The organism is Paraburkholderia sp. BCC1876 (assembly GCF_902833695.1).
Classification (GTDB): domain Bacteria; phylum Pseudomonadota; class Gammaproteobacteria; order Burkholderiales; family Burkholderiaceae; genus Paraburkholderia.
Genome location: NZ_CADFGI010000002.1, coordinates 393912 through 417151 on the forward strand (window position 1 = coordinate 393912; position 23240 = coordinate 417151).

Genomic DNA, 23240 nt, shown 5'->3' on the forward strand with positions numbered 1-23240 from the left:
TGGCCAATTGGCCGCGTTTGCCGCAGGAGACTGTTACCTATCTTGAAAGTAGCCCGAAAGCCCCGTCAGAAAAGGCTTGAGCGGCAATCCGTCTGCTATCTGGAGTATCGGTTCTGTGATATGCTCCCCGGGTGCAAAGTTTTAGGTCCTTCCAAGCAAGACTTGATTCGCGCAATCCGCCAAACGGTCAGGCCGTGTCGCGGAAGGTTCTGTAACCCGCTATTTCTCGAGAAACTCGAAGAAAGGTGAGCGTAAAAATGATGAAGCAATTCCAGTCGAACTCTTATCTGTTCGGCGGCAATGCTCCGTACGTAGAAGAAATGTACGAAGCGTATCTCGACAATCCGGCGTCAGTGCCCGAGAACTGGCGCAGCTATTTCGACGCGTTGCAGAATGTTCCTGCATCGGACGGCAGCAATGCCAACGACGTGGCCCACGGCCCGATCGTCGAATCGTTTGCTCAACGGGCCAAGGCTAACGCCTTCATCCCGCGCGCTGCGACCGGCGGCGAAGATCTCGCTACCTCACGCAAGCAAGTCTATGTGCAGTCCCTCATCGGCGCATATCGCTTCCTCGGCTCGCAATGGGCCAATCTCGATCCGCTGAAGCGCCGCGAACGTCCCGCTATTCCCGAACTCGAACCCGCGTTCTACGACTTCACCGAAGCCGACCTGGACCAGGAGTTCAGCGCCACGAACCTGTATTTCGGTTTCGAGCGCGCGTCGCTGCGCGAGATCGTCAAGGCATTGCGTGACACGTACTGCGGCACGATCGGCGCCGAGTATATGTACATCAGCGATCCGGAACAGAAGCGCTGGTGGAAAGAGAAGCTCGAGTCGATCCGTTCGACGCCGAATTTCTCGAACGACAAGAAAAAGCACATCCTGAACCGTTTGACGGCCGCGGAAGGCCTCGAGCGCTTCCTGCACACCAAGTATGTCGGCCAGAAACGCTTCTCGCTCGAAGGCGGCGAAAGCTTCATCGCGTCGATGGACGAAGTCGTGCGTCACGGCGGCGCCAACGGCGTTCAGGAAATCGTCATCGGCATGGCCCACCGCGGCCGTCTGAACGTGCTGGTCAATACGCTGGGCAAGATGCCGGCGGACCTGTTCGCCGAATTCGAAGGCAAGCACGTCGACGACCTGCCGGCCGGCGACGTCAAGTACCACAAGGGTTTCTCGTCGGACGTCTCGACCGAAGGCGGCCCGGTTCACCTGTCGCTCGCGTTCAACCCGTCGCACCTCGAAATCGTCAACCCGGTGGTCGAAGGTTCGGCGAAGGCCCGTATGGACCGTCGCGGCGACGACAGCGGCCTGCAAGTGCTGCCGGTGCAGATCCACGGCGACGCGGCCTTCGCCGGCCAGGGCGTCGTGATGGAAACGCTGAACCTCGCGCAAACGCGCGGTTACGGCACGCACGGCACGCTGCACATCGTCATCAACAACCAGATCGGCTTCACGACGTCGGACCCGCGCGACTCGCGCTCCACGTTGTATTGCTCGGACGTGGTCAAGATGATCGAAGCGCCGGTGCTGCACGTGAACGGCGACGATCCCGAAGCGGTCGTGCTGGCTACGCAGTTGGCCATCGACTTCCGGATGCAGTTCCACAAAGACGTGGTCGTCGACATCGTCTGTTTCCGCAAGCTGGGTCACAACGAGCAGGACACGCCGGCGGTCACGCAGCCGCTGATGTACAAGACCATCGCCAAGCATCCGGGCACGCGCGCGCTGTACGCTGAAAAGCTGGTGCAACAAGGCGTGATCACGGCGGAAGAAGGCGACGATTTCGTCAAGGCCTACCGTAAGGCCATGGACGAAGGTCACCACACGGTCGACCCGGTCCTGTCGAATTACAAGAGCAAGTACGCGGTGGATTGGGTGCCGTTCCTGAACCGCAAGTGGACCGACGCAGCCGACACGGCCGTGCCGCTCGCGGAACTGAAGCGCCTCGCCGAACGCATCACCACGGTGCCGGAAAACTTCAAGGTTCACCCGCTGGTCGAGCGCGTTCTCAACGACCGTCGCGCGATGGGCCGTGGCGAAGCCAAGCTCGACTGGGGTATGGGCGAGCACCTGGCATTCGCGTCGCTGGTCGCGTCCGGCTATGCCGTGCGTCTGACCGGTCAGGACTCGGGCCGCGGCACGTTCACGCACCGTCACTCGGTGCTGCACGATCAGAACCGCGAACGCTGGAACGACGGCACGTACGTGCCGCTGCAGAACATCGCGGAAGGTCAGGCGAAGTTCAACGTGATCGATTCGGTGCTGTCGGAAGAAGCGGTGCTCGGTTTCGAGTACGGCTACTCGACCGCTGAACCGAATACGTTCGTCGCGTGGGAAGCGCAGTTCGGCGACTTCGTGAACGGCGCGCAAGTCGTGATCGACCAGTTCATCTCGTCGGGCGAAGTGAAGTGGGGCCGCGTGTCGGGTCTCACGATGCTGCTGCCGCACGGCTACGAAGGCCAGGGTCCGGAACACTCGTCGGCACGCATCGAGCGTTTCCTGCAACTGTGCGCGGATCACAACATGCAGGTCGTTCAACCGACCACGCCGGCGCAGATTTTCCACCTGTTGCGCCGTCAGATGATCCGCCTGTTCCGCAAGCCGCTGATCGTCGCGACGCCGAAGTCGCTGCTGCGCCACAAGGAAGCCGTGTCGGATCTGTCGGAACTGGCCAAGGGCGCGTTCCAGCCGATCATCGGCGAAGTGGACGAAGCGGTCGACGCGAAGAAGGTCAAGCGCGTGGTGGCCTGCTCGGGCCGCGTGTACTACGACCTCGTCGCGCATCGCCGCGAAGCGAAGCAGTACGACGTCGCGATCATCCGTATCGAACAGCTCTATCCGTTCGCGCACAAGCAGTTCGAAGCGGAAATGAAGAAGTACGACAACGCGACCGAAGTGGTCTGGGTGCAGGACGAGCCGCAGAATCAAGGCCCGTGGTTCTACATCGAGCATCACCTGAAGGAAGGCATGAAGGACGGACAGAAGCTGGCATACAGCGGCCGTCCGGCTTCGGCCTCGCCGGCAGTCGGCTACTACGCGAAGCACTACGAGCAGCAGAAGGCGCTTATCGAGGGCGCGTTCGGCCGTCTCAAGAGCTCGTCGATCGCTAAATAAGCAAAACAGACGAACCGGGAAAGCGCAGTGCGCTTTCCCGTGCCGCCGCTCACCGAACCCATAGAGGGTTCATCAACGGCAGGCATGGTTCGCAGGCGGTCGTCGTTCACCGCGCCGTCACCCGATACGTATTCAGGATATTCATAATGGCTATTGTTGAAGTCAAGGTTCCCCAGCTTTCCGAGTCGGTCTCGGAAGCCACGATGCTGCAGTGGAAGAAGAAGCCCGGCGAGGCTGTTGCAATCGACGAAATTCTCATCGAAATCGAGACCGACAAGGTCGTGCTCGAAGTGCCGGCACCCGCAGCCGGCGTACTCGCGCAAATCATCTCGAACGACGGCGACATCGTCGCCGCCGATCAGGTGATCGCGAAGATCGACACCGAAGGCAAGGCTGGCGCCGCTGCCGTCGAAGCCGAAGTGAAGCCGGCTCCGGTCGCTGAGCCGGCACAAGCCGCTGCTCCGGCCGCGCAAGCCGCCTCCGCAACGGGTGCGAACACCGCTGCTTCGCCGGCTGCCGGCAAGCTGATGGCGGAGAAGGGTCTGGCGTCGGGCGACGTCGCCGGCACGGGCCGCGACGGCCGCATCACCAAGGGCGACGTGCTGACCGCCGGCGCGCCGGCTGCCAAGGCCGCACCGGCTCCGGCCGCTGCCGCACCGAAGGCGGCCAAGCCGTCGCTGCCGGAAGTCAAGGGCCCGGCCTCCGCCGACCAGTGGCTGAAGGACCGCCCGGAACAACGCGTGCCGATGTCGCGTCTGCGCGCACGTATCGCCGAACGTCTGCTCGAGTCGCAGCAAACCAACGCCATCCTGACCACGTTCAACGAAGTGAACATGGCCCCGGTAATGGACCTGCGCAACAAGTACAAAGACAAGTTCGAAAAAGAACATGGCGTGAAGCTCGGTTTCATGTCGTTCTTCGTCAAGGCGGCGGTTCACGCGCTGAAGAAGTACCCGCTGGTGAACGCGTCGATCGACGGTAACGACATCGTCTATCACGGCTACTTCGACATTGGTATCGCGGTCGGTTCGCCGCGTGGCCTGGTGGTGCCGATCCTGCGCAATGCAGATCAGCTGAGCCTCGCTGAAATCGAGAAGAAGATCGCCGAGTTCGGTCAGAAGGCGAAAGACGGCAAGCTGTCGATCGACGAAATGACCGGCGGTACGTTCTCGATCTCGAACGGTGGTGTGTTCGGTTCGATGCTGTCGACGCCGATCATCAACCCGCCGCAATCCGCGATTCTCGGCGTGCACGCCACCAAGGAACGCGCTGTGGTCGAAAACGGCCAGATCGTGATCCGCCCGATGAACTACCTGGCGCTGTCGTACGACCACCGCATCATCGACGGTCGCGAAGCGGTGCTGTCGCTGGTGGCCATGAAAGACGCGCTGGAAGATCCGGCTCGTCTGTTGCTCGACCTGTAAGCACGAGTCGGGTTGGGCCGGCGTCGGCTTGTCATCGCACAAGTCGACGCCATATAAGCACTACGTCTTTCCAGCATTCCGCAGCACAGGAACGCCGCGCGCCTCGAAGCGTGGCCGCGCGCCGTTCCGCCATCAAAAGGATTGTCATGTCCAAAGAATTTGACGTCGTCGTGATCGGCGCAGGCCCCGGCGGTTATATCGCCGCCATCCGCGCAGCGCAGCTCGGCAAGACCGTCGCGTGTATCGAGAAATGGAAGAACCCGGCCGGCACGCTGAAGCTCGGCGGCACGTGCCTGAACGTGGGTTGCATTCCGTCGAAGGCATTGCTCGCGTCGTCGGAAGAATTTGAAAACGCATCGCATCACCTGGGCGACCACGGTATCTCCGTGGAAAACGTCAAGGTCGATATCTCGAAGATGCTGGCCCGCAAGGAAAGCATCGTCGAGAAGATGACCAAGGGTATCGAATTCCTGTTCCGCAAGAACAAGATCACCTGGCTCAAGGGTCACGGCAAGTTCACCGGCAAGACGGACGCCGGCGTGCAGATCGAAGTGAGCGGCGAAGGCGAGACGGAAGTCGTCACGGCAAAGAACGTGATCATCGCCACGGGTTCGAAGGCGCGTCATCTGCCGGGCATTCCGGTCGACAACAAAATCGTCGCCGACAACGAAGGCGCACTGACGTTCGACACCGTACCGAAGAAGCTGGCCGTGATCGGCGCCGGCGTGATCGGTCTGGAACTCGGTTCGGTGTGGCGTCGTCTGGGCGCGGACGTGACCGTGCTCGAAGCGCTGCCGGAATTCCTCGGCGCGGCTGACCAGTCGCTGGCTAAAGAAGCGGCCAAGCAGTTCAAGAAACAAGGTCTCGACATTCACGTTGGCGTGAAGGTCGGCGAAATCAAGGCAACGGACAAGAACGTCACGATCGCTTACACGGACAAGGACGGCAACGCGCAATCGCTCGAAGCCGACCGCCTGATCGTGTCGATCGGCCGCGTGCCGAACACCGACAACCTCGGCCTCGAAGCGATCGGCCTGAAGGCCAACGAGCGCGGCTTCATCGACGTCAACGACCACTGCGCGACGGCGGTGCCGAACGTGTACGCGATCGGCGACGTGGTGCGTGGCCCGATGCTCGCGCATAAGGCGGAAGATGAAGGCGTGCTGGTGGCCGAAATCATCGACGGTCAGAAGCCGCATATCGACTACAACTGCATTCCGTGGGTGATCTACACCGAACCGGAAATCGCGTGGGTCGGCAAGACCGAACAGCAACTGAAGGCGGAGGGTCGCGAAGTCAAGACGGGCCAGTTCCCGTTCATGGCGAACGGCCGCGCGCTGGGTATCAACAAGGCGGAAGGTTTCGTCAAGATGATCGCCGACGCGAAGACCGACGAACTGCTCGGCGTGCACATCATTTCGGCCAACGCATCGGACCTGATCGCGGAAGCCGTGGTGGCGATGGAATTCAAGGCGGCGTCGGAAGATATCGGCCGCATTTGCCATCCGCACCCGTCGCTCTCGGAAGTCATGCGCGAAGCGGCTCTGGCCGTGGACAAGCGCGCGCTGAACATGTAATCACGCGCACGCCTGACTGAACGCAATTCGGCATCACCACCAAGGCGGGCGGGTTCATTCCCTCCCGCCTTTCTTTTTTGCAGCAACCCAATGAACGTCACCGAATACTACGAAAAAGAACTGCAGACGCGCGGCTATCAATCGGACCCGGCGCAGCTCGCGGCGGTCGACCGCCTGCAGCGGTGTTTTGAAGAGTGGACCGAGTACAAATCGCGCCGCTCGAATGCGTTCAAGAAGCTGATCATTCACCCGGATCTGCCGCGCGGCGTCTACCTGTGGGGCGGCGTAGGGCGGGGCAAGAGCTTCCTGATGGACAGCTTCTACATGATCGTGCCGGTGCAGCGCAAAACGCGGTTGCATTTCCACGAGTTCATGCGCGAGGTGCATCGCGAACTGGAAGAGCTGAAAGGCACCGCCGATCCGCTCGACGAACTCGCGCGCCGCATTGCGAAGCGCTACCGGCTGATCTGCTTCGACGAATTCCACGTGTCGGATATCGCCGACGCGATGATCCTCTACCGTCTGCTCGACAAGCTGTTCGAAAACGGCGTGCAGTTCGTGATGACGTCCAACTACGATCCGGACACGCTGTATCCGGACGGCCTGCATCGCGACCGCATGCTGCCGGCAATCGAGCTCATCAAGAGCAAGCTCGACGTGGTCAACGTCGACGCCGGCATCGACTACCGCCAACGCACGCTGGCTCAGGTCGAGGTGTATCACACGCCGCTCGGCGCGGCGTCGGACAAAGCCTTGCGCGACGCGTTCGCGCGCCTCGCCGCGGTGCCTGACGAGAGCCCGATCCTGCGCATCGAAAAGCGCGAGCTGAAGGCGCTGCGTAAAGCGGACGGCGTCGTCTGGTTCGACTTTGCGACGCTCTGCGGCGGCCCGCGTTCGCAGAACGACTACCTCGAACTGGCGAGCCGCTTTCACGCGGTGGTGCTCTCCGGCGTGCCGCAGATGTCGGTGCGTATGGCGTCGGAGGCGCGCCGCTTCACGTGGCTGATCGACGTGTTCTACGACCACAAGGTGAAGCTGCTGATGTCGGCGGCGGTGCCGCCGGAAGAGCTCTATGTCGATGGCCCGATGGCGAACGAATTCACGCGCACGGTCTCGCGCATCGTCGAAATGCAATCGAAGGAATACCTCGATACGCCGCGTCGGATCGTGGATACGTCGCTGACCTGAGCGGTCGCGACAACTAGCTGGGCAATTCTTTTACGATAGGTCGCGCTCCGCTCACCGAACAGGCGACGAGCGCCGACGTATTTTCAAGATTCGGATTGATCTTATATTCCGGCTGCGGACGACTGGATATCTTCTGTCGAGGTTCTGACGAAGGAGAAACCCATGGATCCGTACCGTGATATCAATGATGAAGAATGGCAACGCGTTGCACCGTTGCTCCCCGAACTGAGGCCGCGTGCCGAACTGCGCGGCCGGCCTCTTGCCAATACCCGTTCGGTGCTGAATGGCGTGTTGTGGGTCATGTATAGCGGCGCCACCTGGTCCGCCATGCCGCGCAAATATCCGTCTTACCAGACCTGCCATCGTCGTTTCAAGGTGTGGTACGCGTCGGGTGTGCTCAAGCGCGTGACGGAGCAACTGTTCGGCGCAGCGAGCGAAGAGCTTTGCAGTTTGATGGAAGCGCGCATGAGAACGCATCTGGGCGCGGAACAGAAGAACGTCGACGCCGACCCAGGCCGCATCGTCACGCCGGGCGTGTACAAACCGGCGCCCACGACACCGCTACCGGTTTCGCCATTCGTCTTCGGGTCGCCTTTCAAGCACGCTGCATGACGATACCGATCTCCCTCACTTCACATAAACAAAACGGCCGAACGATGGCAATCGTCGGCCGTTTTTTTATGCTTCATTCCAGGCCGCGCTAAAGCGGCCTCGCGTTTTCTTACTGCTGACGCACCCATGTCTGCGAGCGGCCCAGCAGCGCAATGCCGATATAGCCGCGCACCACCAGCTTGTTGCCACCGTCTTCCAGGTGCATCTTGCACTTGTAGAGCTTGCCGTTTTCCGGGTCGAGAATCTGCCCGTGATCCCAGCCGTCGCCGTCCTTCTTCATGTCGTTGATGATCGTCATGCCGAGAATCGGCTGATCCTTGCGCGCGTCGGTGCAGGCGGTGCAGCGGCGATCCGGTTGGTCGTTCGGTCCGAGCCCCTTGACCACCTTGCCGGTGAGTGAGCCGCCGCCGTCTTGTGCGATCTGCACGAGCGCCTTGGGCTGGCCGGTGTGATCGTCGATGGTTTGCCACATGCCGATCGGGCTGTTGGTTTGCGCCATGGCCGTCATGGCGCTGGCCAGCAATACGCCGGCGAGTGCGGCCTGTTTGGCGGTGCGAAGCGCGATGGCACGCGCGCGTTGTGTGAATTGCATCATTGTCTTCCTCCTTGATTAAAGACAGCGCGATCATGGTCGCGCAGCGTTATCGGCATCTCGGGCGGCTTGCCGGGTTTGCGCCGCCGTGATGCCTTGTCCGGCCCCTCAGGTTCTCTGTTTCGCCTGGGTGGTGGCGCGCGGGTTGCGCGCCGCCGGCCGCACATCGTCAGCGCAGAATACGTGAAAGTGTGCGCGTCGTTTGATAGGGGACCCTCTAATCAGGACGCGGCACTTTCGCGGTTCAGGCATCGTTCAGGCATCGTTCAACCACCGCTCAAACGCATATCGCGCGAGCCTCAATTCAACTGGTACGAGAACGTCGCGTTGACGCGCGGCGCGCGCGATGCGCTTTCCACCGGCGCATCGCCGATCGCCTTGGCCACCGACAGATCCAGGCTGTAGTACTTCGCGTCGGAGATGCGGAAGCCGAACGCGATCGAAGAAAGTCGCGACGGCGACGGCGTGCCCGCATGCAGATAGACGCGCGCCATGTCGAACGACACGTACGGCGTGAGCGTGCGCAGATAGGTGAAGCCCGGCGTGAACGGACGGTTGACTTCGAACATCGCGCCCCAGCCGGAATCGCCCGACGCTTCACCCGGTTGATAGCCCTGCGCGAATCGTTGCGCACCGAACGAGATCTGTTCCGAGGTCGGCAGCGAGACGGCGCTGTACTGACCTGTCAGCGACACCGCGGTGCCGATCTTCATCGGCCAGTCGTTGCTTTGCGAAAAGCTTGCGCCGGTGCGTACGAAGGTGATCGACGCCGGGTTCGTGACCGGCGAACCCGGCACGTTCGAGTCGCCGGATTTCGACGCCCCGAGAATATCGAACGCCTTCGCCACGTTGATACTCGCGCGACGCACCTGGCCGGTCTGCACGTTGGTGTAATCGGCCTGCAATTGCATGACGCGCACCTGCGAACGCAAACCGATCTGCGCGCCGGTTTGCGTATTGTTGTAGCGATCCTCGTCGTGCGATGCGTACACCGACGCCGTGCCGATCACGCTCTGCGTGTTGCTCAACAGGATCGGATAGGCGAGCGAGCCGCCCACCTTGTCGTTGATCACCGTGCGCCCGATGTAAGAGGGCAGGCCGGGGTTGTCGACCGGATTGCCGCGATAGTGGGTCGCGTCGATCTTCGCGATCAGCCCGTTGCTGCCGATCGGCACCGCCGCGTGCGCGGCGAGATAGGTGACGTTGTCGCGACCCTTCGGCAGTAACGCCGACACGCTCAACTGTTCGCCGAGCGCGGTCAGGCCGTTTTCCGTGGCGGTCAGCAGTCCTTGCACGCCGGGGTGATTGAAGTCGATCCCCATGCTGACGTCGAACGGCTTGCGGTCCACGTTCAGTTCGAGCGTGGTGGCGCCGTCGGTGTTCTGCGGCGGCGGTACGTTCGCCGCGACCTTCACGCCCGGCAGCAGGCCGAGCACGTTGATATAGCGTTCGAAGGTGGCGCGCCGCAACGGCCGGTCGGCGACGATGTGGTCGGCGATCGCGCGGATCTTGTCTTCGACCGCGCCGGGCTTGCCCGTCACCTTGACCGCGGACACGTAGCCTTCCACCACGGTCACGCGCACCACGCCGCCTTCGAAGGTCTGCGCCGGAATGAACGCGAACGAGAGCGCATAGCCGCGATCCTGATATAGCTTGGTGACGCCGTTGGCGACCTCGATCAGATCGCCGATCGTGGTGTCCTTGCCGACGAGCGGCGTGAAGCGCGCCGCGACTTCGTCGAACGGAATCGACTTCACGCCCTCGACCTGCACGCGCGAGGGCGTCAGATGGCGGGCGAGCAGTTCCTGAAGTTGGGGCGCTTGCGGCGCGACCTGCACGGTCACGTTGGGTCCTTTGTCGGGCGCCTTGATCTGCGGCAGCGAGTCGAGCGGATTGCCGCCGACCGCACCGCCCGGACGCGCCTGGGCTTGAGCCTCCACCTGCATGGCGCTCGCCGCGAGCGCCGCGAGCACGATGGTCCATTTGCTGCCGTACCCGAGTTTCATCGGATTTTCCTCGTATGCCGTTCTTGTGCTGCGGCGTGCCGCCTGGCCGGGCGGGTCGCGATCGCTTATCTGTGGCTCGACGCATACTGCCATGCTTGCTTGTATTACGTCACGCGCTCCGTGGAGCTTGAGCGTCGACGGCGCAAGCGCGGAGCACGTGATCAATCGGACTGCTTATGCGTGATGCTTAAACTGCTTCGTTCGATACCCGATGTGTCTGGTCTCCGCGCTCCGGCGAGAGGCACCCAGAAGTGCGTCTCGCCGGATAACCCCCGCGCGCGGCATTCAGCGATGCCGTTAGGTGGACTACTTATGGCTGACCGGCAGCAGGCCGCCGAGCAACGTCGTCAGGCCGCCCGTCGGGCTGCTCGAGCCGCTCGTCGAACCGGCTGCTGAACTGAGCGTGCTGGTCAGTTGCCCGACCAGTCCGGTGACCGGCGCGAGCGCCTGGCCGCCGCCGCTTGCGCCGCCGGTGACGCCGGACAGCGCGCCCGTCAGCGACGACAGCGGACCTGCGCCGCTACCCGCGCCGCCCAGCGCGGACGTCAACGAACCCAGCGGCGTGCCGCCCAGCACCGACGTCAGCGAACTCAGCGGCGAACCGCTCAATCCCGAACTCAGCGCGCCCAACGGCGTGCCGCCGAGCGCCGACGTCAGACTGGAGAGCGGCGTGCCGCCGAGCAGCGTCGACAGCGAGCCGACCGGGTTGCTGCCGAGACCGAGGCTCGCCAGCGTGCTTTGCAGCGGCCCCAGCGGGCTGCTGTTGGACGGCGGCCCATTGACCACGCCCACATTGGTGCTGCCGACCAGACTCGTGATCAGACCGGGAATCGGCATCGCGCCATTCGGGCCGTTCGGGTTGACGAGGCCGCCGGCGTTCGTCACGGTATTGCCGAGCGAGCCGACCAGCGTGCCGAGATCCGCGCCGACCGGATTCCTGGTCGCTCCGCCCACTTGCGAGGCGGCCGAGCTCAACGTGCCGCCCACTTGCGCGAGCACGCCGCCCAGCGGCGCACCGAGTCCGGTCTGCGTGCCGACCGTCTGCGTGACGAGTCCGGCGGTCGTGACGATCGGCGTGATCGCGGTGCTGAGCGGCTGGGTGATCTGTTGCACCGGCCCGGAGTTGACCACGTTGCCGAGCGTCGCGCCGCCCGCGTTCAGCGCACCGGCGGTGGTGGCGAGCGCGCCGGCCAACGGCGTGGTGAGCGGCGACAGCGGCGCGAGATTGCCGGTGCCGAGACCGCCGACCGCGGTGCTCAGGCCTTGCACGACACCGCTCGTCGAACTGACCACGGAGCCGAGACCGCCCACGGTCGCGCCGACCGGATTAGAGCTCGTGCCGATCTGGCCGAGACCGTTGCTGACCGCGTTGGCGGCCGCATTGAGCGTGCCGCTGGTGCTCGACACCGCGTTGCCCAGGCCTTGCGTGACTTGCGGACTGAGGCCGGGAATGGTCGTCGAGGCGATCGTGTTGCCGAGGTCGCTGGTGGTTTGCGCGGCGGAGGTGACGAGGCCACTGGTGCTGGTGGTCGCGACGGTGCCGGAACCGCTGCCGCCCGAACCCGAACCGCCGCCGCTACCGGTGCCTGAGGTAGTCGGTGGCGCGCTGACGGTGCTGCCGCCACACGCGGCGAGCACGCTGGCGACCGCGACGGCGATCAACGGTGCGCGCAACGACGACACGGTCGCGCACGCCGCATGGAGAGTAAAAAAACGATGAGTGGACATGGTGCTCCTCTGTGTCTTCCAGGTGTGTCGTGTGTGCGGTTGGTCAAGTGCGCCGTTGCAACGGGTTTCTGAGCGGCGCGGCCCAGTTCAGCCGAGGTCGGGCAACCGGCTGCGGCCGGTGGGCCGCGTTCCGGTATGCCGTTCCTTGTAGTGCTTGTGTTGTCGGTACGGTGTGACTGCCTGCGAATCGCGCGGCAGCGGCTTACTTCTTACCCAGTCCGCCGAGCAGTCCGCCGACGAGCGAGGTCACCGGCGCCAGCGGGTTGCTGCCCGATCCTTTGCCGGAGGTGCTCGACAGCGACAGGCCGGCGCCGGAGTTGGTCGTGGCGGAGTTGGTCGTCGAGGTCGGCGTGGCGGCGGCCGTGGTGGCGACGCCGCCGAGCGCGTTGGTGACGCCCGACAACAGGCCGGTGACCGGAGCGAGCGGGCCGCTGCTGCCGCCGGCTGCGCCGGACAGGCCGCTCGTCACGCTCGACAGCAAGCCGGTAACGGGGGCGAGCGGGCTGCTGCCGCCGCTTGCGCCGCCGAGCGCGCCGGTCAAGCCGCTGAGCGGGCTGCCACCGGCGCCGCCGGTCAAACCGCCGAGGGCGCTGGTGATCGGGGCGAGCGGGCCGCTGCCGGCGCCGCCGCTCAAACCGCCGAGTACGCTGGTAAGCGGTGCGAGCGGGCCGCTGCCCGTGCCGCCGCCCAAACCACCGAGTACGCTGGTAAGCGGAGCGAGCGGGTTGCCGCCGCTGCCGCCGGTGAGCAGGCCGCCTACCGATGCGACCGTGGTGCCGGTATCGGTCACCGTATGGCCGAGCGCGGCCGTGATCGGGTTGCCGCCGGTTGCGGTCAACAGCGCGCCGGCCGTGCCGAGCCCGCCGCCCACTTTCGACAGCAGCGAGTTCAGCGGTGCGCCGAGTCCGGTGGTGTTGCCGACCGTTTGCGTGGTTGACGCCACCATCGTCGTGATCGGCGTGATCGCGGTGCTGAGGGTCTGCGTGACTTGCTGGACCGGGCCGGTCGAGAGTGCGTTGGTGAGCGTGCTGCCGCCATTCGTGACCGCGCCGCCGAGCGTCGTGACGACGCCGCCGAGCGGCGAGGTGAGCGCGGACAACGGCGCGAGCGGGCCGCTGCCGAGGCTCGTCACGAGGCTGCCGGCGTCCGTCACCGCGCCGCCGACATGACCCACGACGCCGCCCAGGCTCGACACCGTCGTGCCGACCGCGTTGCTGCCGGTGCCGAGTTGACCGAGGCCTTGCGAGACGCCGCCGCCGAGCGTCGACACCGCGGCGCCGACTTGCTGCACGATGCCGTCGGCGGCTTGCGTGGTTTGCGAGCTGACGCCCGGCAGGTTTTGCGAGCCGATCACGCTGCCGATGCTCGACACGGTCTGACCAGCATCGCCGATGATTCCGCCGCCGTTGTCCACTACCGTGCCGAGCGCGTTCGCAACCGGCGTCGTGCCGCTGGTGCCCGAGGTGCCCGACGTGCCGCTCGTGCCGGACGAACCGACGGTGGTGCCCGAGGTGCCGCTGGTGCCGGAGCCGCCCGAGCCCATCGAGCCGCTGCCGCTGGTGGACAGTGTGCCGCCGGCGGAGCCGCTGCCGTTGCTGCCGGTGCCGGAACTGAGGCTGCCGGAACCGCCGCAGGCGGCCAGCGTCAGCATCGCGGCAATGCTTGCCGCCATCAGGGTGGTCCGTACCGTCGTGTTGGTCGTTTGAATGTTCATGTCGCCCTCGCATCGCATGTGGTTGTTGGGTGCTGCTGCGTACCTATCTCTGCACGAGCCGTGCCATTTCGCCTGAGCAATTCGCAGGTTTTTTTCAGCACATGCCGCCGAGCCATACGCAATACGGCTCTGCGATGTTTTGATGGAGTGGGCGCTAAATCAGAAAGACGGTATTTGAAGCGATGCATTACGCATTAATCGACGTTGCGTAACGTAACGAGCCACGCGCGCCGTTACGGTGTACGGCGTAACGCACGCGCAAAGCGGGGACTGGCGCGCTTGAAACGTTCTGTTCAAACAAATAATTAGTGCAGCGAATCTAACTTATGGTTAGTACTATGTGCTGCAACGCACGAACTGCCGTTAACCTGTGTGAAGCGTTAAAACGCATAGGCTATAGGGATCAGGGAAGCGGACAATTGCTTAAATAAGATTGTTCGGCTATAAAACCCGAAAGCAGTAGAGATTGGCGACGGAGGTGCGTTATCGAACAGACAGCTGACACTGACGCGTTTTATTGAAGCAGGCTGCAAGGCGAGTGTTACCGCGGCGCAACAAACCGGACCATGAATGAGAGCTCAATGGTCCGTAGCGCTAAAGAATTCGCGGTTCGAGGCAGCTGGTAAACAAACGAAATAAACGAAGTCCGAGGGTAAAAATGAAAAAGTTCACACAACGCTTCCTGAGAGATAACAAGGGCGTGACGGCCATCGAATATGGGCTGATCGCGGGGTTGATCGTGCTGGTCATCGCGGCCAGCGTCGGGACCATCGGCGGCAATCTCAACAAGGTGCTGGCAGCGATTGCCACGCAAATAACCGTTCCGTCGGCGTAAAGCAACGCTGAAAGTCCCGCGGAACAGCCGGCAATTCGGCGTCCGCTCGTTTCGCGGCCTTTTTATGCCATAGCCATTATGGCTGATGCGGATTGCTTAGCAATCCGCATGGCATTGCTTCGCCTGTCGAGTGCGAAATGAAAGTTTTTCTCGGGATCCTGATATTTGTAGCGTGGGCCGTGGTGGTCGCCGTGTGCGACTATCGCCGTCGACGTATTCCCAATTCCGTTGTCGTGATCGGATTCGTCGCGGCATTTGGTTGCGCGCTCGGGCAATTCGGCCCATTCGGTGTTTCCCTTACACAGGCATTAATCGGCGCGTTGATTGGGCTGGTCGCGCTATTGCCGTTTTTCGCACTCGGGGTAATGGGCGCGGGCGACGTCAAAGTGTTCGCGGCGCTGGGCGCGTGGTGCGGTATGCATGCGTTGCTCGGCTTGTGGATGGCGGCGAGTCTTGCCGCAGGCATTCATGCGCTATGGTTGCTGACGGTGACGCACACCCGACTGGCCGACCTCGGCCGCGACAGCGGCCCGACCTTCGAGGTAGCGGGCAAAGCGTCCACGCCTTTTGCGGCGTGTCTGACGGTCGCGGCAAGCGGCTGGCTCACGCTGCAGGCGCTGAGCGGAGGCCTGCGATGAACCCGCGGCGCCTTCATGCTCGCGCTCCGCTAGCGGCGGCCCGACGCGCTCGTCTGTCCCGGCCTCGGCGCCAGGCGCAGCGCGGCACGATGACCGTCGAATTCGCGCTGATATTCCCGGTGTTCTTCACGGTGCTGTATGCCATCGTCAGTTTCAGTCTGATCATGATGGCCCAGCAAATCATGACGCTGGCCGCCGAAGAAGGGGCGCGCGCCGCGTTGAACTGGACCAGCAACACGTCGCTGCAAAGCGCGCTGACCAATCGCGGCAATAACGCATGTACCGCGGCGAATCAGCTGACTGCCGCGCTCGCCAAGCTGGCGGGAACCGCCATCACCTGCACGCCGACCTCCGCGCCTTGCGGGCCCGGCAACGCGATGCAATGCATCAATATCGCGCTGACCTACAACTACGCGAGCAAGCCGCTCGTGCCGGCCTTGCCGATCATGCAGAACGTGCTACCCAGCGCGCTGAACAGCCTCGCCACCGTTCAACTCAATCCGGAGAATATCCAGTGACGCACGCGCCGGCTCCACGCCTTTCCGTCGCTGCCCATGCGCAGGCGCCTGAGTTCGAGCGCGCGCGTGGTTATTCGCACGGCAAAGCATCGTTCAACCGACGCAGCGAGTTCTCATGCCGAATCTGACCAAAATTCTCGCCGGTGTGCTGATCGTGCTCGCGTTGCTGCTGGGGATCCTCGCGTGGACGTTGTCGCGCCGGCCGCCGCCGACCACGGTCACGGCCGCGCCGCAAGCGAGCTTCGCGGTGGTCGTGGCGACCCGCGTGCTGCCGGCCGGCAAGCCGATCACGGCCGACGAACTGCGCGTGCAGTCGCTGCCGATCAATCCGAACGGCACGTTCACCGATCCCGCTCAACTGACCGGCCGCGTGCCGAACGCCGATATCGGCGTGGATTCGCCGATTCTGGACACGCAGTTGGCGTCGGGACTGGCCGAGCGCGTCGAGCCAGGCGAGCGGGCTCTCGCCGTGCGGGTCGACGAAAGCAATGCGGTCGGCAACCGGCTGCGGCCCGGCAATTTCGTCGACGTTTTCTTTACGCTCAAGCGTGACGGCTCGATGGGAGGCAACGGCGAAATCGACCGTACCCAGGCGCGTCTGTTGATGTCGAAAGTGCGCGTGCTGACGTTCGGCAACGCAACCGCGAGCGGCGACAGCGCGGGCGATCCCAACGGCATGGTGCGCACCGCGGTGCTGGCGGTGCCGGTGGCCGACGTCGATCGTCTGATGCTCGCAGAAAGCGCCGGCCGTCTGATCTTCGCGTTGCGCAATCCCAAGGATCCCGAAGTCGCCGATCAGAGCGCGTTGCCGGCTTATCCAGGCGTGCTGAAGACCGCGCTGCGCGCGGGCGCGGAGCCGTTGCAGGATTCGACCCGCGCCGCGGCCGGCGTGGCGCTCGATACGTTGTCCGGCAGCAGCGGCCCGGCGGGGGCGGGCGCGCGGCTGCCGCCATTGCCGTCGCATATGCCGTTGCCGGCGACACGCGTCACGGCCAGTACGAACACTACAAAGAGCGGTATCGAAGTGATACGGGGTGGGCGCGCCGAAACGGTCGCCTGGTAAGCGGTTTAGGGAGCGGGCGGCCTGACTCGTCCATGACTACATGACAAAACGGATTGTTGTATCTGGCATGACCGCCTGCCTTGGGCTGACGCTCCTGGCGATATCGGTGGCGACCGACGCGGCCGGACCGGTGGTGGTACAGCGGGGCCAGGCCATGCAGGCAGCGACGCCGCTGCCGGGCGCGGCCGCGCCGACCATCGAACTGACGGTTGGCGCGCAGCGCTCGGTCGCGGGCGGCCATGCGTTGCAGCGGGTGGCGATCGGCGATCCGGCGGTGGCCGACGTGCTGATCATCAAGGGCGAGAAACGCGGCGGCGTGCTGCTGGTCGGCAAGGCGGCGGGCACCACCAGTCTGATGGTGTGGGAGCGCGATCGCGATGCGCCGCAGACCTATACGGTCAACGTGATCACCCCGGCGGCCGCATCGCTGCTCGGCCCTGACACGCCGAGCCTGAAGGTGCTCGGCGGCACCGCGGTGGTGGCCGGTTCGGCGGCGACGATGGAAGCGCATCAGCGCGCCGTGGTCGCGGCGGAGGGCTCGCTCGGCAAGGACGGCTCGGTGTTCGATACGTCGATGGTGGCGAGCCGCGCGGTGGTCCAGGTCGATGTCCGGGTGGTCGAGTTCAGCCGCACCGTGCTCAAGGAAATGGGCTTCAACTTCTTCAAGCAGAACAACGGTTTTTCGTTCGGTTCGTTCGCGCCGTCGGCGCTGACCTCGGTGTCGGCCACGGCGGGGCAGCAACCGCAGGTGACGAGTACGACGCCCATCACGTCGGCGTTCAACCTGCTGTTCAACTCCGCCACGCATGGGCTGTTCGCGAATCTGAGCTTGCTGGAAAACAACAACCTCGCGCGCATTCTGGCCGAGCCGACGCTGGTGGCGCTGTCCGGCCAGAGTGCGAGCTTTCTCGCCGGCGGTGAGATCCCAGTGCCGGTGCCGCAGGCGCTGGGTTCGACCTCGATTGTCTATAAGCCCTACGGCGTCGGGCTGACGTTGACTCCGACGGTGCTGAGTCCGCAGCGCATCGCGCTGAAGGTCGCGCCGGAAGCGAGCCAGCTCGACTTCACGAACGCGGTGACGATCAGCGGTGTGTCGGTGCCCGCGTTCACGACGCGGCGCGCGGACACCACCGTCGAACTCGGCGACGGCGAGAGCTTCGTGATCGGCGGGCTGATCGATCGCGAGACGGCGTCGAACGTGTCGAAGGTGCCTTTGCTCGGCGATCTGCCGGTGATCGGCACGTTCTTCAAGCAGTTGAACTACCAGCAGAACGAGAAGGAGCTGGTGATCATCGTGACGCCGCATCTGGTGTCGCCGCTTGCCAAGGGCGCAACCTTGCCGTCGACGCCGGGCGAGCAGTCCGAACAGCGCGACGCGCCGGTGTGGCGTTCGTTGATCGGCGGCGTGGCGGCACGCGACGCCGCGCCCGGCTTTTCGAAATGAACGCGGCGCTCGCGCGGGCGCCGCGCCGGTGGATTGAAGCAGCAAGCCGCAGGACGTGCGATCAGCGCACGTCCGCCGGCGGGCAGGACGAAGCGGCGGCCTTGCAGCCCATGCCGCATGAGGATGTTCCCCATGAACGCGAGAACGCATTCATTGACTGAACGGGCGGTCACCGACTATTTCGTGTTCGCGTCGCTCACCGACGGACACGTGCACTGGCTTACCGATACGCTGGTAGGCGCCGGCGTGGTCGAGTCCGCCACGCTCGATCCGACCATGCTGATGCAGCGCATCGCGACGCTCAATGCGTCGCTGGTGTTCGTCGACTTTTCAGGTGGCCGCGCGGCCGCGGCGAGTGCGGCAGCAAGCGCGGTGCGCAGCGCCTATCCGGGCATGCAGATCGTCGCGCTCGGCACGCTGGCCGAACCCGAAAGCGCGCTGGCCGCGCTGCGCGCCGGCGTACGCGATTTCATCGATATGTCCGCGCCGGCCGAAGACGCGCTGCGCATCACGCGCCAGGTGCTCGACAACCAGGTCGAGCCGGTCAGCCGCCATGGTCATGTGACCGCGCTGCTCGGCGCGCGCATCGGCATGGGCGTCAGCACGCTGGCCGCGAATCTCGCCGTGATGCTGCAACGGCGCGACGTCGCGCAGGGACGTCAGGCGGCGTTGCTGGATCTCGGCCTGCCGGCCGGCGACGGCTCGCTGCTGCTGAACACGCGCAGCGAATTCAATTTCGTCGAAGCCGTGCGCAATCTGCGCCGCTTCGATCAGACCTTCGTGTCGACCGCGCTGTCGCATCACGCGAGCGGCCTCGCGCTGACCACGTTGCCGCCGAACCTGGCCGACATGCGCGAGGTGTCGTACTCGTCGTCGATCGGTTTGCTGAACCGGCTGCGGGCGTTCTTCGATCAGCAGATCATCGACCTCGGCGGTTTTGCCAATAGCGAATTCATCGCGCACGTGGTGCAGGCCGCGGATGAAACCTGGCTGCTGTGCGACCAGGGCGTCGCGTCGATCGTGTCGGCCGTCGGCGTGCTCGACGCGCTGCGCGAGGAGGGCGTGGATACCGCGAACGTGCGCCTGATCGTCAACAAGTTCGACGCCGATCTCGGCCTGGCCGCCGCGCAGATCGCGCAGCGTCTGGATATTCCGTTGCTCGCCACCTTGCCGGAGCGGCGCGTCGCGCTCGGTCAGGCGGTCAACCAGGGGCATCTGCTGGTCGACGCCGCCGCGCGCGATCCGTATGCGCGCGCGCTCGAACCGTTGATCGAGCGTCTTGGCGGCGCGCAGCGCGCGGCCGCGCAGGCGCACGGTAAATCGGCGCTTGGCGCGCTCAAGCGTTTCATCCCAACCACTCACAAGCGGTCATAGACGATGGCAAAAGAGATCGAATTTGCCGACGACGCGCCTTCGTTCGCGCACAGCCAGCAGTTCCAGGACATCAAGAACGCTGCGCACGAACATCTGTTGACGCGTATCGAGGAACTCGGCTCGGAGTTCGGCCGCTGGTCGCGTAACGCGATCAACCAGTTCGTCGATCTGGAAATGGACAGCTTCGTCAGGCTGCGCCGGATTCCGATCAACGAGAGCGAAGTGCGCCTGATCGCCGAGGCGCTGACGAAAGAGCTGGCGGGCTTTGGGCCGATCGAGGACCTGCTCGCCGATCCGGCCGTCGAAGATATTCTGATCAACGGCTACAACGACGTGTACGTATCGCGGCACGGCATTCTCACGCGCATCCAGGTGCGCTTTGCCGACAACGCGCATCTGCTGCGGATCATCCGCCGCATTCTCGCGCCGATCGGGCGGCGTCTGGACGAGTCGAACCCGATGGTCGACGCGCGTCTGCCGAACGGCGGCCGGGTCAACGTGGTGATCGAGCCGCTGTCGATCGACGGCCCGATCGTGTCGATCCGGAAATTCCGTAAAGATCCGATGCGGCCGGACGACCTGCTCGCCAACGGCACCTACAACGACGAAATCGGCGCGCTGCTCGAAGCGGCGGTGGCGGCGCGCTGCAACGTGCTGGTGTCGGGCGGCACCAGTTCGGGCAAGACCTCGCTGCTGAACGCGCTGGCGTTTCATATTCCCGAGCCGGAGCGGGTCGTGACGATCGAGGACACGGCGGAACTGTCGCTGAACCATCCGCATGTGGTGCGGCTCGAAAGCCGGCCGGGCGGTTTCGACGGCGCGGGCGTGGTGACGATTCGCGACCTGCTGCGCAATACGCTGCGGATGCGGCCGGACCGCATCATCGTCGGCGAAGTGCGCGGCGGCGAGGTGCTCGAAATGCTGCAGGCGATGAACACCGGCCATGACGGTTCGATGGGCACCGTGCACGCCAGCTCGCCGCGCGAATGTCTGTACCGGCTCGAAATGCTGGCCGGCTTCGCGGGCTTCCAGGGCACCGAGTCGAGCTTGCGCCGACAGATCGCCAACGCGGTCGACTTCATCGTGCAGATCGGCCGGCTCTCGAATGGCCGGCGGCGGATTCTGTCGATCACCGAAGTCACCGGGCTGTCGGACAACATCATCGCAACCCAGGAGTTGTATCGCTACGAGCCGGTCATGACCGCCGAGGGCGACGAGCTGGACAACTGGGTATCGCTCGGCATTCATCCGCATTCGCCGAAGCTGGTGCGGTTCCGTCAGGCGTTGAGTGGCGGTGAGCCGCGCGGTAATGCGTTCGGCAATGCGGGCTTTGGCGGCGGTGGTTTTGGCGGCGGTAGCGGAGGCTTCAATGTCTAGCGCGGTGCTGGTCGTTGCGGCGCTCGCGCTCCTGTGCGCGGCGCTCGCGTTGCTGCTGTGGCAACGCAGCGCGCAACGCAAAGGCCAGGTGAGCACCGAACGTTTTATCGATAGCCGGATGGCGGCGGCCATGCCGGGCGCCGCGGGACCGGCCGGCCTCGCCGGCGGCCCGCGTGTCGCACCCGCCCGTGTCGCGGCGCAGGTCGCGATCGCGCCACAAGCGCCGCCCGCCGACGCGGGCTGGCTGGCTTCCTGCCGCTACCTGCTGGCGCGCGCGCGCTTCATGCTGCGCCACATGCTGGAGCGTGCGGGTATCGTCGACGCCAAACGGCCGTTCGCCACCAGCGGGGCGATCGTGCTGCTGTTGTGCGGCTGGGCGGGACTCGCCCGTGGCGTGCTCGCCGCGCTCGTGGTTTTCGCGATGTGCTGCCTGTTGATGTATTTTTTCCTGACGATGCGCGTGAACAAGCGTCGCCAGTTGATCGTGCGGCAATTGCCGCTGTTTCTCGACGGCATCGTGCGTCTGATCACGCTCGGCAATAGCGTGCCGGCCGCGTTCCAGGCCGCGCTGCAAACCACCGAAACGCCGTTGCGCGAATGTCTCGACAACGTCTCGCGGATGCTGCGCACGGGCGTCGAAATCGATCGCGCGCTGTATCAGGTTTCGTTGATCTACGGCGTGCGCGAACTCGAACTGGTGGGCTCCGTGCTGCGTCTGTCGGTGAAGTACGGCGGCCGTGCCGACGTGATGCTCGACCGGATGGCGTCGTTCATGCGCGATCTCGAACAGGCCGAGCGGGAACTCGTGGCGATGTCGTCGGAAACGCGGATGTCGTCCTGGGTGCTGGGGGCGTTGCCGGTGGGCATCGGCGGTTTTCTGATCGTCTCCAACCCCTCGTATTTCGCTTCGATGTGGTTCGATCCGAGCGGGCGGCAACTGGTTTATCTGGCGTTCGCGTTGCAGGTGGTCGGCGCCTGGCTGCTGTACCGCATGGCGAGCCTGAGGGATTGACGATGCAAGCCCATCAACTGTTCGCACTCGCGCTGGCGCTCGCGGCGCTCGCCTTGCTGCTGGTTGCCGGCCTGGTGCTCGCGCGGGTGGCCGCGCAGCGGCGCACCGAACGCACCCTGGGTCATGCGCTCGACGAACGCGCATTGCAGGCGGCGGCGCTGACCGCCGCGGCGGCTCGCGCCACGGACGGCGCGCCCGCCGCGTCGAAGACGGCGGTGCGCGCCGCGCGGCCGACGGGTTTCAAAGGCGTGTTCGAACATCTCGTGCATGTGGGGATCCGCTGGCTCGATACGCCGTTCGGACGCCAGGTGGTGGCTGAAGAAGATCGCCGCCTGCTCGAACAGTGCGGTTTCGTCGATACGCGCACGCGCGGCCTGTTCCTGGTGTCGCGCTTGCTGGGCGCGCTGGTGTTGCCCGTGGTGGCCGGTACGCTGGCGCGCGGACAGGTGGACGGCACGCGCTACGTGGTGCTGGTGGTCATCGCGATGATGGCGGGCTTCATGCTGCCGAAGATTCTGCTGAAGCGCCGCGCCGGCAAGCGCCGCCGTCGCGTGGTCGACGAGTTGCCGCTGCTGGTCGATTTGCTGCGGCTGCTGCAAGGCGTGGGTCTGTCGCTCGATCAAAGTTTGCAGGTGATGGTCAACGATTTTCGCAGCGTGTTGCCGGTGCTCTCGAACGAGCTCGAGATCGCCCAGCGCCAATTCGCCACGGGCCGCACGCGCGAGCAGTCGCTCAACCGGCTGGCCAGCAGCTACGACAACGAAGATCTGCGCGCGGTCATCCGTCTGCTGGTGCAGGTCGACCGGCATGGCGGTGCGGTGCAGGAGCCGCTCAAGCAGTTCGGCGACCGTCTGCGCGAAACGCGTCGCGCGATGCTGCGCGAACGCATCGGCCGGCTCGCGGTGAAGATGACGGGCGTGATGATCGTGACGCTGTTGCCCGCGCTGATGATCGTCACGGCGGGTCCTGGCGTGCTGGCCGTCACGCGTTCGTTTCATTCGGTGCATCAGTAAGGATTG

General features: G+C 64.5%; 18 protein-coding genes. 14 read left to right on the forward strand and 4 right to left on the reverse strand.

Annotated features, from left to right (window positions below):
- Window positions 1-257: 257 nt before the first annotated feature.
- The 5 genes from HWY05_RS08155 to HWY05_RS08175 all read left to right on the forward strand — a co-directional run bounded on the left by HWY05_RS08155 (window position 258) and on the right by HWY05_RS08175 (window position 7920).
- The gene (locus HWY05_RS08155) at window positions 258-3119 is read left to right on the forward strand and encodes a 2-oxoglutarate dehydrogenase E1 component (RefSeq protein ID WP_035550890.1); all 2862 of its coding nucleotides are present in this window, start codon (window positions 258-260) and stop codon (window positions 3117-3119) included.
- A gap of 146 nt (window positions 3120-3265) precedes the next feature.
- Complete coding sequence (gene odhB, locus HWY05_RS08160) at window positions 3266-4543, forward strand: 2-oxoglutarate dehydrogenase complex dihydrolipoyllysine-residue succinyltransferase (protein ID WP_035550887.1); 1278 nt, start codon at window positions 3266-3268, stop codon at window positions 4541-4543.
- A 146-nt stretch (window positions 4544-4689) separates the two neighbouring features.
- Window positions 4690-6120, forward strand: a complete 1431-nt coding sequence (lpdA, locus tag HWY05_RS08165) for a dihydrolipoyl dehydrogenase (RefSeq protein WP_035550885.1) — start codon at window positions 4690-4692, stop codon at window positions 6118-6120.
- A gap of 90 nt (window positions 6121-6210) precedes the next feature.
- Complete coding sequence (zapE, locus tag HWY05_RS08170; RefSeq protein ID WP_035550883.1) at window positions 6211-7308, forward strand: cell division protein ZapE; 1098 nt, start codon at window positions 6211-6213, stop codon at window positions 7306-7308.
- A gap of 162 nt (window positions 7309-7470) precedes the next feature.
- Complete coding sequence (locus HWY05_RS08175) at window positions 7471-7920, forward strand: transposase (RefSeq protein WP_176058003.1); 450 nt, start codon at window positions 7471-7473, stop codon at window positions 7918-7920.
- A 109-nt stretch (window positions 7921-8029) separates the two neighbouring features.
- On the opposite strand, the gene HWY05_RS08180 is transcribed toward HWY05_RS08175, so the two are convergent.
- The 4 genes from HWY05_RS08180 to HWY05_RS08195 all read right to left on the reverse strand — a co-directional run bounded on the left by HWY05_RS08180 (window position 8030) and on the right by HWY05_RS08195 (window position 13960).
- On the reverse strand, window positions 8030-8515 hold the full coding sequence (locus HWY05_RS08180) for a DUF2147 domain-containing protein (protein WP_035550878.1): 486 nt from the start codon (window positions 8513-8515) through the stop codon (window positions 8030-8032).
- Between the two features lie 296 nt (window positions 8516-8811).
- Window positions 8812-10518 carry a POTRA domain-containing protein gene (locus HWY05_RS08185; protein WP_035550877.1) on the reverse strand — a complete coding sequence of 569 codons (1707 nt, stop codon included), beginning with the start codon at window positions 10516-10518 and terminating at the stop codon, window positions 8812-8814.
- A 306-nt stretch (window positions 10519-10824) separates the two neighbouring features.
- Window positions 10825-12246, reverse strand: coding sequence for a collagen-like triple helix repeat-containing protein (locus HWY05_RS08190; RefSeq protein ID WP_035550874.1), 1422 nt, complete (start codon window positions 12244-12246; stop codon window positions 10825-10827).
- Between the two features lie 202 nt (window positions 12247-12448).
- Window positions 12449-13960: a collagen-like triple helix repeat-containing protein gene (locus HWY05_RS08195; RefSeq protein WP_176058004.1), complete on the reverse strand. Its 1512-nt coding sequence runs from the start codon at window positions 13958-13960 to the stop codon at window positions 12449-12451.
- Window positions 13961-14618: 658 nt separating this feature from the next.
- Here HWY05_RS08195 and HWY05_RS08200 point away from each other — a divergent pair.
- The 9 genes from HWY05_RS08200 (at window position 14619) to HWY05_RS08240 (ending at window position 23234) form a co-directional block, all read left to right on the forward strand.
- Window positions 14619-14795, forward strand: coding sequence for a Flp family type IVb pilin (locus HWY05_RS08200; RefSeq protein WP_176058005.1), 177 nt, complete (start codon window positions 14619-14621; stop codon window positions 14793-14795).
- Window positions 14796-14932: 137 nt separating this feature from the next.
- The gene (locus HWY05_RS08205; protein WP_176058006.1) at window positions 14933-15433 is read left to right on the forward strand and encodes a prepilin peptidase; all 501 of its coding nucleotides are present in this window, start codon (window positions 14933-14935) and stop codon (window positions 15431-15433) included.
- Window positions 15434-15522: 89 nt separating this feature from the next.
- The gene (locus tag HWY05_RS08210; RefSeq protein WP_244146552.1) at window positions 15523-15951 is read left to right on the forward strand and encodes a TadE/TadG family type IV pilus assembly protein; all 429 of its coding nucleotides are present in this window, start codon (window positions 15523-15525) and stop codon (window positions 15949-15951) included.
- Between the two features lie 115 nt (window positions 15952-16066).
- On the forward strand, window positions 16067-17014 hold the full coding sequence (gene cpaB, locus HWY05_RS08215; protein ID WP_176058008.1) for a Flp pilus assembly protein CpaB: 948 nt from the start codon (window positions 16067-16069) through the stop codon (window positions 17012-17014).
- 154 nt (window positions 17015-17168) lie between these two features.
- Window positions 17169-18458 (forward strand): type II and III secretion system protein family protein, encoded by a 1290-nt coding sequence (locus HWY05_RS08220; RefSeq protein ID WP_244146586.1) that lies wholly within the window; start codon window positions 17169-17171, stop codon window positions 18456-18458.
- A 132-nt stretch (window positions 18459-18590) separates the two neighbouring features.
- The gene (locus HWY05_RS08225; protein ID WP_176058010.1) at window positions 18591-19832 is read left to right on the forward strand and encodes a fimbrial protein; all 1242 of its coding nucleotides are present in this window, start codon (window positions 18591-18593) and stop codon (window positions 19830-19832) included.
- Window positions 19833-19835: 3 nt separating this feature from the next.
- Window positions 19836-21209 carry a CpaF family protein gene (locus HWY05_RS08230; protein ID WP_035550855.1) on the forward strand — a complete coding sequence of 458 codons (1374 nt, stop codon included), beginning with the start codon at window positions 19836-19838 and terminating at the stop codon, window positions 21207-21209.
- Window positions 21202-22221, forward strand: coding sequence for a type II secretion system F family protein (locus HWY05_RS08235; RefSeq protein ID WP_176058011.1), 1020 nt, complete (start codon window positions 21202-21204; stop codon window positions 22219-22221). The genes HWY05_RS08230 and HWY05_RS08235 overlap by 8 nt, the downstream gene beginning before the upstream one ends.
- Window positions 22222-22223: 2 nt before the next feature.
- Window positions 22224-23234: a type II secretion system F family protein gene (locus HWY05_RS08240; RefSeq protein WP_035550850.1), complete on the forward strand. Its 1011-nt coding sequence runs from the start codon at window positions 22224-22226 to the stop codon at window positions 23232-23234.
- Window positions 23235-23240: the final 6 nt, after the last annotated feature.

Bases quoted from the DNA above. Each gene is read 5' to 3' on its own strand.
- HWY05_RS08155 (WP_035550890.1), top strand. From the start codon at position 258: ATGATGAAGCAATTCCAGTCGAACTCTTATCTGTTCGGCGGCAATGCT.
- odhB (WP_035550887.1), top strand. From the start codon at position 3,266: ATGGCTATTGTTGAAGTCAAGGTTCCCCAGCTTTCCGAGTCGGTCTCG.
- lpdA (WP_035550885.1), top strand. From the start codon at position 4,690: ATGTCCAAAGAATTTGACGTCGTCGTGATCGGCGCAGGCCCCGGCGGT.
- zapE (WP_035550883.1), top strand. From the start codon at position 6,211: ATGAACGTCACCGAATACTACGAAAAAGAACTGCAGACGCGCGGCTAT.
- HWY05_RS08175 (WP_176058003.1), top strand. From the start codon at position 7,471: ATGGATCCGTACCGTGATATCAATGATGAAGAATGGCAACGCGTTGCA.
- HWY05_RS08180 (WP_035550878.1), bottom strand. From the start codon at position 8,515: ATGATGCAATTCACACAACGCGCGCGTGCCATCGCGCTTCGCACCGCC.
- HWY05_RS08185 (WP_035550877.1), bottom strand. From the start codon at position 10,518: ATGAAACTCGGGTACGGCAGCAAATGGACCATCGTGCTCGCGGCGCTC.
- HWY05_RS08190 (WP_035550874.1), bottom strand. From the start codon at position 12,246: ATGTCCACTCATCGTTTTTTTACTCTCCATGCGGCGTGCGCGACCGTG.
- HWY05_RS08195 (WP_176058004.1), bottom strand. From the start codon at position 13,960: ATGAACATTCAAACGACCAACACGACGGTACGGACCACCCTGATGGCG.
- HWY05_RS08200 (WP_176058005.1), top strand. From the start codon at position 14,619: ATGAAAAAGTTCACACAACGCTTCCTGAGAGATAACAAGGGCGTGACG.
- HWY05_RS08205 (WP_176058006.1), top strand. From the start codon at position 14,933: ATGAAAGTTTTTCTCGGGATCCTGATATTTGTAGCGTGGGCCGTGGTG.
- HWY05_RS08210 (WP_244146552.1), top strand. From the start codon at position 15,523: ATGACCGTCGAATTCGCGCTGATATTCCCGGTGTTCTTCACGGTGCTG.
- cpaB (WP_176058008.1), top strand. From the start codon at position 16,067: ATGCCGAATCTGACCAAAATTCTCGCCGGTGTGCTGATCGTGCTCGCG.
- HWY05_RS08220 (WP_244146586.1), top strand. From the start codon at position 17,169: ATGCAGGCAGCGACGCCGCTGCCGGGCGCGGCCGCGCCGACCATCGAA.
- HWY05_RS08225 (WP_176058010.1), top strand. From the start codon at position 18,591: ATGAACGCGAGAACGCATTCATTGACTGAACGGGCGGTCACCGACTAT.
- HWY05_RS08230 (WP_035550855.1), top strand. From the start codon at position 19,836: ATGGCAAAAGAGATCGAATTTGCCGACGACGCGCCTTCGTTCGCGCAC.
- HWY05_RS08235 (WP_176058011.1), top strand. From the start codon at position 21,202: ATGTCTAGCGCGGTGCTGGTCGTTGCGGCGCTCGCGCTCCTGTGCGCG.
- HWY05_RS08240 (WP_035550850.1), top strand. From the start codon at position 22,224: ATGCAAGCCCATCAACTGTTCGCACTCGCGCTGGCGCTCGCGGCGCTC.